At 40.6% G+C, this 14,997-nt stretch carries 10 protein-coding genes; 1 reads left to right on the top strand and 9 read right to left on the bottom strand.

Annotation, left to right across the window (positions count from 1 at the left end):
• The first annotated feature begins 23 nt into the window (after window positions 1-23).
• Window positions 24-683 (top strand): uracil phosphoribosyltransferase, encoded by a 660-nt coding sequence (gene upp, locus HXN26_RS03440; protein ID WP_025001484.1) that lies wholly within the window; start codon window positions 24-26, stop codon window positions 681-683.
• A gap of 1,124 nt (window positions 684-1,807) precedes the next feature.
• Here the strand turns inward: upp and ispF are convergent.
• From ispF to HXN26_RS03485, 9 genes are all read right to left on the bottom strand, one after another.
• Window positions 1,808-2,284 carry a 2-C-methyl-D-erythritol 2,4-cyclodiphosphate synthase gene (gene ispF, locus HXN26_RS03445; RefSeq protein ID WP_025001486.1) on the bottom strand — a complete coding sequence of 159 codons (477 nt, stop codon included), beginning with the start codon at window positions 2,282-2,284 and terminating at the stop codon, window positions 1,808-1,810.
• A gap of 43 nt (window positions 2,285-2,327) precedes the next feature.
• A complete protein-coding gene (gene porV, locus HXN26_RS03450; RefSeq protein ID WP_273158728.1) occupies window positions 2,328-3,506 on the bottom strand; it encodes a type IX secretion system outer membrane channel protein PorV in 1,179 nt (392 codons plus the stop codon).
• A 113-nt stretch (window positions 3,507-3,619) separates the two neighbouring features.
• Window positions 3,620-7,165 carry a type IX secretion system sortase PorU gene (porU, locus tag HXN26_RS03455; RefSeq protein WP_273158730.1) on the bottom strand — a complete coding sequence of 1,182 codons (3,546 nt, stop codon included), beginning with the start codon at window positions 7,163-7,165 and terminating at the stop codon, window positions 3,620-3,622.
• A gap of 40 nt (window positions 7,166-7,205) precedes the next feature.
• Window positions 7,206-7,823 (bottom strand): fumarylacetoacetate hydrolase family protein, encoded by a 618-nt coding sequence (locus HXN26_RS03460; protein ID WP_273158732.1) that lies wholly within the window; start codon window positions 7,821-7,823, stop codon window positions 7,206-7,208.
• Window positions 7,824-8,545: 722 nt separating this feature from the next.
• Window positions 8,546-9,544 carry a translation elongation factor Ts gene (tsf, locus tag HXN26_RS03465; RefSeq protein ID WP_273158734.1) on the bottom strand — a complete coding sequence of 333 codons (999 nt, stop codon included), beginning with the start codon at window positions 9,542-9,544 and terminating at the stop codon, window positions 8,546-8,548.
• Window positions 9,545-9,657: 113 nt separating this feature from the next.
• Window positions 9,658-10,479, bottom strand: coding sequence for a 30S ribosomal protein S2 (gene rpsB / locus HXN26_RS03470; RefSeq protein WP_025001492.1), 822 nt, complete (start codon window positions 10,477-10,479; stop codon window positions 9,658-9,660).
• A 207-nt stretch (window positions 10,480-10,686) separates the two neighbouring features.
• Window positions 10,687-11,073: a 30S ribosomal protein S9 gene (gene rpsI / locus HXN26_RS03475; RefSeq protein WP_025001493.1), complete on the bottom strand. Its 387-nt coding sequence runs from the start codon at window positions 11,071-11,073 to the stop codon at window positions 10,687-10,689.
• Between the two features lie 14 nt (window positions 11,074-11,087).
• Window positions 11,088-11,552 carry a 50S ribosomal protein L13 gene (rplM, locus tag HXN26_RS03480; protein WP_025001494.1) on the bottom strand — a complete coding sequence of 155 codons (465 nt, stop codon included), beginning with the start codon at window positions 11,550-11,552 and terminating at the stop codon, window positions 11,088-11,090.
• Window positions 11,553-11,840: 288 nt separating this feature from the next.
• The gene (locus HXN26_RS03485; protein WP_273158737.1) at window positions 11,841-14,474 is read right to left on the bottom strand and encodes a DUF3943 domain-containing protein; all 2,634 of its coding nucleotides are present in this window, start codon (window positions 14,472-14,474) and stop codon (window positions 11,841-11,843) included.
• Between the last annotated feature and the right edge of the window lie 523 nt (window positions 14,475-14,997).

Genomic DNA, 14,997 nt, shown 5'->3' on the forward strand with positions numbered 1-14,997 from the left:
AACCATACTATTAAAAAGAAAAAATGGAAATCATTAACTTCTCGGAACAAAACTCCATTGTTAACCAGTACATGGCAGAGATCCGTGACAAGGACTACCAGAGAAACCGTCTCCTTTTCCGCAATAATGTTATGCGAATAGGAGAGTTTGAGGCATTCGAAATCTCTAAAACACTTCAGTATGAAATGAAGGAAGTGCAGACACCATTAGGCGTTTCAAAGATTAACGTACCTGTTGATAAGATTGTGCTTGCCACTATCTTCCGTGCAGGACTTCCTTTCCACAACGGCTTCCTTAACATTTTCGACCATGCTGGAAATGCTTTCGTAAGTGCATATAGAGAATACAAGGACAAGGAACACCACGAAGTGGGCATTCACGTTGAATATTTGGCAACTCCAAATATAGACGGCAAGACACTTATTATTGCTGACCCAATGTTGGCAACTGGTGGTTCAATGGAGCTTGGCTATAAGGCTATCCTCTCAAAAGGAACTCCTCGTCACGTTCATGTTGCTTGTGTTATTGCATCTCCAGAAGGCATTGATCATGTTAAAAAGACCTTCCCCGACAGCAATACCACCATTTGGTGCGGTGCAATAGACGAAGGTTTGAACGAACATAAGTATATTGTACCAGGCTTCGGTGATGCTGGCGACCTTTGTTACGGAGAGAAACTCTAAGTACAAATAATAAAATCACACTATTGCAATGGTCAAAACAGACCATTGCATGATTTGTTTTTTCTATAAAATAAAGTGGAGTAGCAACGTAAAAAGCTACTCCTTCTTACTTTATTTTTTCTTTTTCATTCTCTACAACCCCTTTTCAGTTAACCACAAAATAGTATTTCTCTAATTGCAAATATATCCTAAATTGCTATCATTTTTGTTAAATACTAACGCATTAACTCTCAAATTACGGGCACTTTTCTACTCTTTCACCTATTTGTTTGCAAATAATGCCAGCATTTGTGTGCTACTATAAACTGCTTATATACACTATATTGCGTACTTATTGGGTAGTATTGTGCAACGCTATCTTCGTTTTTGCACGACAAAACAAACACTTTCATGCGCATACGAACCACTTTTTCGTTGTCAAAGCAGCAATATTGGTTTACGAAAGAGCTTGTTTTATCATGTAAAAGTGCCTGTTTTGCAGTGCAATAGTACCTATTTTGCATCGTAAAACAGGCGCTTTTGCTTTCTCGAACCTATTTTTTTAGTTCAAATTTTTCTATTTCCTGCTTTCTGCTTGTGTTAATTTTATCCTTCCATTTGCTTGAATATAGAACAAAAAATAAGAAGTGGTGTAAGGTAGAGTAGGAGCTATTTGCATGTCATCTTATAGATGAGTAGTTCAATTCTTAGTATTTTCTTATTGAATAAAGGCTTAAAATTTACTTTAAAATTACTACTTGTGCATCAGTAAACAAAGCGTAATATAATTTAATCACAAATGAAGTGTGTGCCGATAGTATCCATCGCAATATTTAGAAATAATTATTTTAAACCTATACAAAACAACTATGAGTTCATTTATTCTGTACAAGAGGTAGACGTAAAGTTCTTTGAGCTTATCATGAAAGATATAATAAAGGCCGCAGTGCAATGGTGGATACAAAATAGAGATAGGCTTCGTAATCCCTTAATTGCGTACTGGACTGACGTGGCTAAATAGTTCTTATTAGTTTTGAAGGTATTACTAACAAAACAGCAACGGCTCTGTGTATAGAACACAGAGCCGTTGCTGTTGTATAATGTAAAGGATAATTAAGTCTGAAAACCTTATTTTAATACAGGCATTAAGCTTTTTCTATTAAGCAAACAGCGTAGGCTGCCATGCCTTCTTCCCTACCAACGAAACCCATTCGTTCAGAAGTAGTGGCCTTGATAGATATATCGTCCTCATCGCAACCGATTATTTCAGCCATGCAAGCCTTCATTGCTGGTATGTGCGGGTTTATCTTTGGACGCTCAGCACATACTGTTGCATCAATGTTTCCTACACGATAACCTTTCGTTGCAATCAGTTCTATGGTCTGACGGAGTATCACCTTAGAATCTATATCAAGGGTTTCGTTCGCCGTATCGGGGAAATGATAGCCAATATCGCGCATGTTGGCAGCACCTAATAGTGCATCGCACACTGCATGAAGCAGTACATCGGCATCGCTATGGCCCAGTAAGCCGAGCGAGTGGTCAATCTTTATTCCTCCTAAATAGAGCGCACGACCTTCTACAAGCTTGTGGACATCGTAGCCCATTCCTATTCTTGCCATGTCAATGTGGTTTTATAGGTAAGCAAGTTTCCTTGTTTAAGGATTATCTTCTATTGAATAAGTCCTTCAATCCATCCATATCGAATGTCAGCGAGAAGCGTAAAGTCTGGTCGAGCGGATTGCTCTTAGCAGTTGCAATAACGTATCCTGCATCGAGAGAGAATACGCTCATCTTGAAGCCAGCGCCCACAGTGAAGTACTTGCGGTTACCTTTGTTCTCGCTTTCGTTATGGTAACCCGCACGAAGAGAGAACTTATCGTTATACACATATTCTGCTCCAATACTCCAATTTATCTCTTGTAGCTCTTCCTTTGCACCACCTGGCGCATCGCTTAAGCTCTTAAAGATACCTGAAATAGACGATACATCGTAGTATTCCTTCTGCAAACGGTCTTGATAATCAATTTCCGACTCGTCCGTTCTACGCTGTGGATATGTAGGAACCAACAACTTATTGGCATCAGCAGCAATGGTAAAGCGGTTGAATTCATCAACCGGAATCATCAGAGACGCACCCAAACGCAAATTGGTAGGGATAAATTCAGCGCGGTTATCGCCACCGAAAGTAATCTTTGAACCAATGTTTGAGATATTCATACCTAAGCCTAACTGGCATTCGCGGCTACCTAAATTGATGTAATTCTGATAGTATGCAGAGATGTCAGCTGCGAAAGCAGAACCCGGAGCAGTTTCTTCGTTGAAGTCGTAAGTAAGGTCTGAATATATCCAACGCACTGCTGCACCCAATGAGAACTTCTCGCTCAACATCAAAGAGTATGCAATATCAGCAGAAAGTTCGTAAGGTTTAATGACCATTGCAGCTGAGCCATCGGTGCTTCCGTTCGCCTGAACCTCGCCTAAAGAGAAGTAACGTAGAGAACCAGACACTGCGCTATAGTCGCCAATACGATAGTAACCAGAGAGATAAGCAAGGTCCATGTCGTTCACTAACTGGCGCAACCAAGGTGTATAGTTGAGTGAAACACCAGCACGAGAGATATTAAACGGATACTTAGCAGGGTTCCAGAACTGTGAGTTTACGTCTGGATCGGTAGCTACACCTACGTCTCCCATACCAGCTGCACGAGCATCTGGTGCTATCATTTGCGAGGTAACGGCATGGTTTACTGGGTTGAAAATATCTTTCTTGTCCTGCGCCAATGCAGCCGAAGCAACTAAAGAGAGCAAGAACAGGCTTAATATTCTATAAGACTTCTTCATTCTTTCTGTATTGATTTCTGTTTGTTTGCGTGATAGTCTAATCTCTATGTTTGCGTAAACGTTCGAGAACAATCGTTCAAGAACTTCATTAAAACACAAACGTAGGGTAGACCTTATTTATTGTTTATAACGATGAGTTTCTTTGCTTTCGACTCTTTTACATTACCACCACAGCTTAATCTAACTCGATAAAGGTAGACGCCTGTTTGTAAACGCGCGCCAGAATTGATGGTTAAGTCCCAATTCACGGTGTAGGCGTTACCTGTTGATAAGCCACTTTCGACATGTCGCCACAGCAATCGACCCGATGTATCAAGCACTTCAAGCTCTACATCTACATTCGAACCAACATAATTGTGAGTTACAATGAAAGATGTTTCGGTCTTGGCAGGGTTGTTTGTACAGTTCACATCTTCGATATCTGGTGCCAATCCCTTCTCTACAGTGAAGTCGAGAGTAGCTGTAGAAGGATTGTTAAGAACGTCCCAAACACGGAACTTCAACTGATGTCGTCCTTCAGAAAGCTCTGGAATGCTGAAGTAAGTAGTTCCTTTTGTATAGCTTCCGAAGTCGAAACGGAAGTTATCGTTAAGGTCATAAGTGCGCATCATGTTGCCATCGATGATGAGTTGCATATTGTGTCCGACACCATTGCCTGCTGCGTTGATGCCGTCTGCATCGCTAATCTGTGCTACAAAGTAAGGTGTGCTATTCACTTTTCCACCATTTACAAACGATGGAGTGTTGAGATAACAATAGATAGAAGGTCCTATTGAATCGTTGCTTACCTGCACTGAGCCATTAATATCGAAATTATCTTCGGCTCCATTTGCTAATAAAGTACGGTCGTTGCTAACTGCATAGACATTGATAAGACCTGTTCCGTTAGCATAATTCAAGTCGCGAGGCACTGCAAAAGTAAAGCTAAACTCACCATTTCGAACGCTGTCTGAACCATTATATAGTACCTTCTGACGGTCGTAGTAGTTGAAAGGTGCACTCGTATTATCTTCTTGTGCCTTGCAAGTAATAAGTTCTTTTGTATCACGAACAGTTGCAGTCATCAGCCCATTAAAGCTTGTTACCTTATTAGAGTCTTTCGCTATATGCCCCTTCACAGTGGTAATAGTACCTCCTTTCAGCGTTATTTGCTGACCAGAGCTTAGTGCTATGCCATTGATAGAGTCGATAACAACATTGAGCGTAGGCAAATTAAGCGATAAAGCAGGGTCGCCCAAAAGGGAATACTGCAGTTTATTGCGTGTCTTATCCTTCTCACTATTTATCATATCAATCTTTGCCAAACGCTGTGCCTCGCCCACTGTGGTTGGTTTATCATTTTTAAAGCTCAGCACGTGCTTCATAAAAGCGGTGTTTATGTGCTTATTGTAACTTGCATATACAGTTCTAGTTGTTCCCCAAAATGCCCATGCACCACCTTTTTTATTTAATACTGCTTCTTCTCCAATGGTTGGAATGATGCCATCGAAAGGCATAATGTCGCAACTTGCAGTTATCCAAAGCGGCAGATTAGCGTTGGTAAAGTTTTGAAAATCGGTTATGCGTAGAACAGCTTCGTGGGATATTTGTATTTCAGAACCGTGCCCAGCATAGTCCATAACGAGTGCGCCTTGAGCCTGTTGTTGCTTTATGATAGAGCTAACTTCAGGATATGAAAAGCCAGTAGAGTTACCAATACGGTTATAAGCGTCCCACATTACTTTTTTAACCATATAGTTCGGGTAGGCTCTCATAATGGTTTCTGCAGTTTCATTAACGTCGTTCATGTGGAGATTGTCGTTTCCATCGTCGCCCATAAACATGATAACATTCTGCCAATCACCCGCGTTCTTGTTGCTAGCGTAGTTGATTGTCTTGTCAACCATGGTCTGTGCGTCTGCAATAGTGGTAACAGGGAAGCGTCCAACCCCAATATCTTCCTTGTCACTGCTAGTTAAGTTCACGCCTTCTCCCTCGTCCATGAGTGTGTACCAGCCGTCGTTGACGTAGCAATCGGTTAAACTAAAGGAGTTATCGCTTTCGTATGCGAGTAGATAATCGTTTACATCAAACTTCTTACATTCAGGAGTTATCATTCGATTATCCCATACACAGTCGCCAAAAAGTAGGAGCGAACTTGGTATTTCCGCTTCTGTTGTAGCACGGTCGTATAGCATTTTCATATAACGACGATAGGCCATAGCGTCTGGAGTGCCGCTTGAGAACTCGTTAAATATCTCGTCTGCAGGTACAATACGTACCTTCATGCCATCACGTTTCTCGTGTAAAGTTGCTAAACGCTGTGCTTGCACCAATAGTTTTTGACTGGTTGGAATGATAATAACAAGGTCTACTGGAGTGTGACTGTGCAAGTCTTGATTGGTAATATTGTACACATATTCTGGCACAGGGAATGTTCCTTCTGCCAAATTAGGTGCAGCACGTGGAGTATCGTAGGTCATTGACACGTAGTCAAGGCGTGCAGGACCTCCTGAAAGTGTAGTTATTTTGATAGAATCTACAGGGTTCAGATTAGTCAGTTGGTATCTTCTTTCAGCTTCTGCACCATAATCGAACTCGCCAGTAGATAGTCTTAGCTCGTCTTTTTTCTCACCATTTACTTCTACTTGTACTGTTGTACTCCCCTTGCCAGCCGTGACGCTGATGGCAAGTGTACCATTAGTAGCCTTCGCCACATTCGTTAGAGTGTATGTATGCGACTTCCCTACAGGGATAGGAGTGTTCTCAAAGAACCGTCGTCCACCTGGAAACCAACTAAAGTTGTCTATTTCGTGCAGACTGTGATAGTCGTCTGCGAGAGGATAAACCGATGCGAGAAAGGCGTCAGCATCTACCGTTAAAGGTGCTTCGGCGCTTTCTGTAATGAAGTAATAGCCATAGTCGGAATAATGATTGCGGGTGCGTATAACTTCGGTATTGCTTTCCCAGCTTAGTGGTCCGCGTCCATAGAAGAGGCGTTTGCCACCAATATAGCAGCTTGGAACTTCTTTTAAATCATCTAATTTCTTCAATTTCTCTACCGATAACTTTTCGTTTTGTAAGTTACCACCATATCCATAAATGCGCACTTTGCTTAAATCGGAGAAACCAGCACGGCGCACCACATCGGCAGTAAGATTGTAAATGCCATTGGCAGGTACGCGAATTTTTGCCCATTTTCCTGTTGATAACACTGAATGAGCCGCATAAATCTGTGAATTTGAAGTCGCTGCAGCATGGTTAGCACGCATCTGGCGTGCATTACGAGGCTTTGAAGTGAGTGCAACCATGAAGCTAACCATGAATTGTTTCTTGCCGTTTCGCTCTACAATAGGGACAAGTGAGAATTCAAGAATACCTTTTTTGCGTGACACTACAATTTGCTGTTCGATCTTAGGTAAGGTAGGTAATGGAGCACCCGACAGTGTATTATAGCGTGCAATATCCGCTGCGTTCATGTCAAGGAACTCAGGATATCGTATTTCTAACTGATAAATAGAATCCGAATAGTTTTCTCCGATGGGGATAGCATAGGCGAAATGCGGAATCACAGAGTCTATTGTAACATCTTCAACGGTAAGATTGAAGAAGCGTTGCTTTTGTGCTTGCGATGAAACAGCAAGCAAAAGAAGAAGAAAACTTAAAATTCTACGTTTCATAGGTGTCTTCGTTTGAAGTTGGAGAGAGCTCTCCAACACGTTATTTGCAATTAAAGTCGAGGACTTTTCGGTCTTCAACGTAACCTTCTAAATGGTCATTTATAGCCACAGAGGCACACCCTGTGGGACAACCGGTATAGAGGATGTCGCCCGTTTTCAGGGTAAAGTACTGGCTAATGTAGCTGATTATCTCGTCAACCTTATGTAGCATGTCGCTCGTACAGCCTTCTTGAACAGTCTTGCTATTGATGTCGAGGTGGAAATGGATACGCTGAATGTCTAAGAATTTATCTTTATCAATCCAGCTTCCTAATACTGCTGCACCATCGAAGCTTTTGGAAAGTTCCCAAGGAAGACCCTGTTCTTTCAGCTTTTTCTGCAATTCGCGGGCAGTAAAGTCTATTCCTACCGTAACAGCATCATAGTAACGATGAGCAAATCGTTCTGGTATGGTCTTACCTAACCGACAGATACGCACCACCAATTCGGTTTCATATTCTATTCTTCCTAAGTCATCGGGAATGAAAAATGGTTTGTTGTCCTTCAGTAACGACGAATCAGCTTTCAAGAATATCACCGGTTGTTCTGTCTTATTTAACGTTCCATGTAGCGATTTATTGTGCTCGTAATAGTTCATTCCTATTGCAAATATCTTCATTTCTTATTTGTTTGCGATTTTCTTATCCTTTATATTGATAAATAGATAACAAATTGCTGATGTGCAATTGCTATTTATTTAATCTGCAAACTTACATAAAAAAAATCGTAATCGAACGTTGATAAGATAAAAAATACATACTCTTTTGAATCCTTTATTTCATATTTTCACACTTTAAATAACTCTTGCGAGTGAGAGAGAGAGAAGTTATTTTTCTATGTCTGTAATGTGGGAATTTATGTATAAGTAACTGATATTAAAAGTTTCATAATACTTGTTCTTTTTGTAAAGATAGTACATGTGGTAAAGTCGCAAATATACTATTACATTGCAAAAGCGCCTGTTTTGCAATGCAATATAGGCACTTTTATCGTGCAATATAGGCTCTTTTACAATGTAAAACAATAGGTATTGTAATTCATTGATACACTGCTGGTTCCAAGAAATTGGATGTAGTATAAAATATTTACAACTTTATTTTTATCCATTGACTTGCAGTTTGAGGGTTAAGAATTGTGGAAAGGTAAAAAATAAGTATCCGAATACTTAATACACAATGATAATAAGATGTTTCTTATTATCTTGAAATTAGTTTCAAAGAAAAATCTTTGAGGGTAGAAAAGAATAGATTGATGGAAATGAAAAAAGGAATCGCAAGGGTAAAAACCGCTTGGATTCCTTTTCTATATGTTTATAGAAGCTTTTACTTCTATGTATTTTGCTTATTCTGCTGAGAGTGTAAAGCGTTTGTAAGCAACCACTGCAAGATCCTTATCTTGGCTCTTCAACCAGTCTGCAACATTTACTTTGTCGCCTTCTGTGAACTGGAACTCTTGGTCAACAAGGCAGTTATCCTTGAAGAACTTGTTGAGACGACCCTTAGCAATGTTCTCAATCATGCTTTCATTCAAGTTAGCAGCCTTTTCAGCAGCTACAGTCTTCTTAATCTCAATAGCCTTGTCTGCATCCTCACGTGTAAGCCATCCCTTGTTGATATTAGACTCAATGTGGTCGTCACTGTCAACTAAGTTTGCGTTGATACCAGCCTTCTTGATTGCTGCAACAACAGCCTTTTCAACTTGCTCTTCCTTAGTTTTCTGGATAGCAACCTTATATTCTTCGTCCTTAACTTCTTGTGGAACTGAAGCTTCGTCCAAAGCTACCGGTTTCATAGCAGCTACCTGCATAGCTACTTTGTGACCTGCATCTTCGTTATTCTTATTGAGTTGAACGATGGTAGCGAGAGTATGCTTACCCATATGGTCATAAACATAGAGGTTTTCGCCCTCAATGAAGTTATAACCATCAAGTTCCATCTTCTCACCTGTGATACCAGAACGCTGTTGAACAGTAGTAGCAGCATCGTCACCGTTAGCCAACTTCAAAGCTTTAACTTCATCAAGTGTCTTAACTCTTGCAGCAACTGCAGCGTCAAGAATTTCTTGTACCATAGCGATAAAGTCCTTACCGTTAGCAACGAAGTCTGTTTCGCACTTAACAGCTACCATGGCAGCAAAGCCATCAACAGCCTTTACAAGTACACAACCATTTGAAGTTTCACGGTCTGAACGCTTAGCTGCAATAGCCAAACCACGTTCACGAAGAATTTCTTTTGCCTTATCGAAGTCGCCTTCAGACTCGTTGAGTGCATTCTTCACGTCAGCAAGACCTGCGCCAGTCATAGCACGCAGCTTCTTTATATCTTCAATTGATACAGCCATTTTCTATTTTTCTTTTATATTATGGTTAAAAAAATATAGACGTTGAGGAGCGTTAATGGATTATTAATAAATCCATAAGCGTTCACCAACGCCTATTTTATAATGTCTAATAATTATTCTGCAGCTGGTGCTTCTTCCTCGTTAGCAGCTGCTTCTTGAGCAGCAGCCTTGCGTGCAGCACGCTTTGGTTTTGCTTCAGCTGCTTCTTCAGCTTGCTCTGCAGCGGCTTTCTCATCAGCTTTTTCAGCCTTACGCTCTTCAAGACCTTCTGCAATAGCAGCGCAGCAAGCACCAAGAATAACGTTTACAGAGTCTTTCGCATCGTCGTTAGCTGGAATAACGTAATCGATATTCTTAGGATCAGAGTTTGTATCAACGATACCAAACACTGGGATTCCCAAACGATTAGCTTCCTTAACAGCAATGTGCTCTTTCATTACGTCAATAACAAAGAGCGCTGAAGGCAAACGAGTAAGGTCTGCAATAGAACCTAGGTTCTTCTCAAGCTTTGCACGTTGACGTGAAATCTGAAGGATTTCGCGCTTTGAGAGGTTAGAGAATGTACCATCATTCATCAATCTATCGATGTTCGTCATTTTCTTAATTGCCTTACGAATAGTAGGGAAGTTGGTAAGCATACCACCTGCCCAACGCTCGTTAACGTATGGCATATTAACCGATGCTGCCTTTTCAGCAACAACGTCCTTAGACTGTTTTTTAGTAGCAACGAACAAAATCTTCTTTCCGCTCTTAGCGATTCCCTTGAGAGCTTCAGCAGCTTCGTCAATCTTAACAACGGTTTTGTGAAGGTCGATGATGTGGATGCCATTACGTTCCATATAGATATATGGTTTCATAGCTGGGTTCCACTTACGATGGAGGTGTCCGAAATGACAACCAGCCTGCAATAATTGGTCAAAATTTGTTCTTGACATTGTCTTCTTTTCTTTTTGTTTTGTTTACTTTCTTTTTAATTCTTTCTTGGCGAATGAGCTTCGCCTGGCTCGTTAGAATCAATCAATGAGTAGTTCCCGATTTTGAAATCTCACTGATTTAGATACTAAACTCAAGCGCATTTCAATACTGTTGAAAACGCAAAGCAAATCTCTTGGCTACGTTCCACAGTATATATAATAATGTGTTTAACGCTTGCTGAACTGGAAGTGAGCACGTGCTTTTGGCTGTCCTGGCTTCTTACGCTCAACCGCACGGCTATCGCGTGTCAGGAATCCATGGTCCTTCAAGTTCTTCTTATCTTCTGGGTTAATCTCTACAAGTGCGCGTGCAATTGCAAGACGGAGCGCTTGGCTCTGACCTGTAAAGCCACCACCATTGAGGTTTACCTTAATATCGTACTGACCTTCTACACCGAGCAGCTGCAATGGTTGTTTAACAACGTACTGCAAAATTGCTGATGGGAAGAAATCATTAATATCTTTTTTGTTGATTGTAATCTTGCCTGTACCTTCTGTAAGGTATATACGAGCAACGGCGCTCTTGCGGCGTCCAATTGTGTTTATTACTTCCATATCTTTCGCCTTTATTATTTATACTGGTTAATGTCTATTGACTTTGGCTTCTGTGCCTCGAGTCCGTTCAACTCTGTACCTTCAAATACATAAAGGTTATTAAGCAAATGACGACCGAGGATTCCCTTTGGTAACATACCTTTTACTGCGTGGCGCACCATTTTCTCTACACCATTCTTCTTTGTGCGAAGTTGTGCTGGGGTGTTGAAACGTTGTCCACCTGGGTAACCAGTATAGTGGGTGTAAACCTTATCGGTTTCTTTCTTGCCTGTAAATCTAACCTTATCGGCATTGATAATGATTACATTGTCTCCACAATCAACGTGTGGAGTAAAAGTTGGCTTGTACTTTCCGCGAAGCAACTTAGCGACTTTAGAGCAGAAACGACCAACAACCTGGTCTGTAGCATCTACTACTACCCACTCTTTCTTAGCTGTTTCCTTGTTTACGGAAATAGTCTTATAACTTAAAGTGTTCATTTTTAATTTTAAAATTTTACTACTAAAAAACGTTTTTAATTCTTGCTCGTTGGATTCACTAACCATGCAGCCCGGCCAAAAGCGGCACTATTAACACACAACGTGCTGAGAGCTCTAAGTTCACCCTCGAAATAATCGGTCTGCAAAATTACTCATTTTTTATCAGCTACGAAATGTGTAGCCGCATGAAAGTATTTGTATTAAATATTATTAACATAGTTTAGGTGTTGTAAAACCTTTATCTTTGCATCAGCTTATTATTTCTTTGAACAATAAAGTGCAGTCAGATTAGAAGTGATAAGCAATGCCTAGTTTCACTTCAAAGGTTTCTGCATGAACCTTTTTATGGTAATAGTATCGCGTGTTCCTTATATAATAAGAACTGGAAATCATGGCGCTCATGCGTTTATTGAGGTCGAATTCCCATATTGGTTTCAGCACAAATAAGTCGGAATTGCCCTTATCTCCTTGTGCATTCAAATATAAAGGGTCGATGGTTCCAAGTTTATCCTCGTCGTATCCCTTCCATGTATAGAGGTGATAGAAGTCAGCATGCATGATGAAACGTCCTAATTTGCGGAACTCCATAAAGGTTTTTGTCTTCACAGAGAATCCCGAGCCCATGTTGTAATCGCGGTCTATCACATTATAATAATCGCTTTTTGTACCTCCAAGTAATATTCCCGATAGAAAAACGCGTTGTTCCAACTTCGCTAAACCACCCATGTTGAGGAACGAAATTAGCACACCCGGTCCAAGACTGGCAGCTTCCGAGATGCGATAAGGAGTTTGATTGCTACCTTCTTTTACAGGTTTTGAATTGTAATAGTTAAAGTGTTGGAAGATACCAACCTGTGCTTTAAAGTTCTTTCCTGTGAAAACGGGTGCAGCCCACAAACGTCCCAGCATGTGAATAGCGTTTATAGAAGATTGTTCTCCAACTACTCCTATTGTTGTTTCCAGCGAAAAAAAGTCGTAAGGCTTGCTGGTTTCTTCGTTCAAAGGGTCGCCATATTCCAAGAAGAAGTTTAGAAACATATTGTGGTCGCCACGAAACATGGCACCGTTATCAGCTAAATAGCGAGCTCCAAGCGAGATAGAGAAATCTATTGGCAGTGCTTCGTAATCGTGATATTTGTAGTATTGATTCTTCACACGCCATGCTTTGCCCGTTAAAATTCGGTCTAATCCGTTCATAGGGTCAATGATTGTAGCACCAAACTCTCTTAGGAAGCGACGGAACCCTCTGCTTCTATCGTTCAGTAACAGGCGTGATATGCGGTGCGTAATTTCGCCAAAGCATATTCCTCCCATCGTTGTTGCCATGACATCGTTAATAGCTGGTGGCTCTGTTTCGCCCATAAACTCCCACATTAGCGAGCCTCCCAAAGCGTAAGGCGCTGATTGCCAGAACGACAGATTGTGGGAACGTGCTGAATTAAAATACAAATTACCATGATAAGGGTGGGCAAACAAGTTGGTAGAAAACTTATCGTTATCCCATACAAAGCCTTCTTTAAAGTTGTCAACAATATGCCTAAAGTAAACTTTAGCAAAGTCACGTTTCAGTACAAACCTATCAAAGCTATGCACAAGAGCGTTGATTCCCGTTGCTTGAACTGCCGCTAACCATGGTCGTTTTTTTTGTTCATTAGGGTCGTTGTTGGCATATTGGAGGTTATGAATGTGCAAAGCCGAGTCGTTTTCCATTAATGTTTTGTATCGTTTTGCTATGCTTTGTTCGGTAGAACCCATTGTCCCGCCATACGAATGCGTACTCTCTGGTTTAAACCGCATAACCAATCCTGCCTCCAAAAGTACCTTATTTCTATAAAGTTTGTGTCCTCCGTAGTAATGTGTAGTACCAACTCCAGTTGAAACGAATGCGCCTAATTGATTGTTTATACGATAGTCTAAGTTGATACGACCCTGTAAAGAGTAGAGTCGTTTAGGCTTATTGGAAGACTCTTTCTCGAAGGTTTCTATGTGCGAAAAGCCTAAATCACCGCTCAACATCCACTTGGACGATAGTGTTTTATAGCGACCTATTCGGTAAGTCAGTGCACCTGAAAAGTCGTTATCGAAGCCCATGTAGTGTGTTCCTAAGGAAAGTAGCGAGTAAGTGTTTCGGTTTCTGAAGCGTAAAGCCATATTTATGGTGGCTACATTGCTCCAGTAAGCCAATACATCTATCTTTGTTTGCGGTCCAATGTTCACCAATCCAATCTTGTTTGTCAATGTGTCGCGACTATAATTGATAATACCAATCTGCAAACCCTTAGGTTGTTGTAATGCAATATTGAGCAATCCAATCTGTAAACCAGTTAGTGTGTCAGCGTAATTGTAGGTTCCCAACTGCAAACCGCGCATTGTTTCCGATGCAATATTGGCCAATCCGCCTATCTGTACACCCTTTTTCACTCCCATAGCAATATTCGTAAAAGGGCTGAATTGCAGTCCTCGGAAGGACGATTCGGTAATATTGGCAAATCCAGACAGCTGAACTCCGTCTATATAACGCGCTACATTGGAGATGCCTGCCACTTGCCAGCCACGCATTTTTCCTCCAAATACATTCATTCCTAACGATGTTTGCACACCTTTAAGGCGTCCGCCACCAGCTGTAAATAGTCCTGCAATGCCCACACCCTTCATCTCTTGTTCGGTGATACTGCTTATTCCGCCTATCTGAAGACCATGTAGCGTATCCACAGCAGAGAATATGCCGACGTTTACACTACGCCAACGCGACGAGTCAGCTGCATTATGACCTACGCCTAAAGCCCAGTTGAAAAAGTTTCGCTTACGCATTTGCGTATCGGTTTGCGCATATAGAGTAGCTGATGTTACCATTAACAAGATAACAACTGCCCACGTTCTTCTATTAATTTTGATAAAACGGGTCGATTCTTTTGGCTTCATAAACAACGAAAGGATACTATTATCGTGAATAAATAAGAAAACTTCTAGTTAGGAACTCCGTGCAAAGATAATGAAACAAAACTAAAAAACCAAAACAAACGTATAACTTTGTTTAATAAAAAATAGTTATTTGGTAGAATTTGAATTTTAGCGATACACATTATTATATATAGGGTAAGAAAGTAAAAACAATGTAAAGATTTCGGATAATAAGTCTTATGGTGTAACGCTTTTATTATCAATGCATTACAATAGAGGCTGTTTTGCATTGCAAAAGTGCCTATTTTACCGAGCAAAACAGGCGCTTTTGTTTCGCAATATAGGCACTATTGCAAAACGAAACAATTATTATCGTTTTCCATTGTAATTTTCTTTACAAAACGAAATAGAGAAAATTACTCTTTATTTTAGCTTTTCTATAAAGCTATTCAGAATGATAAGATAGACTCAAATTGTAATGAACGTTCTTTATGCAACATAGTCTGTATTCTCAATGCAATAATTTTGCGCTAAGAATACAGAC

It is taken from the genome of Prevotella aurantiaca (assembly GCF_015262605.1).
Taxonomy (GTDB): Bacteria; Bacteroidota; Bacteroidia; order Bacteroidales; family Bacteroidaceae; genus Prevotella; species Prevotella aurantiaca.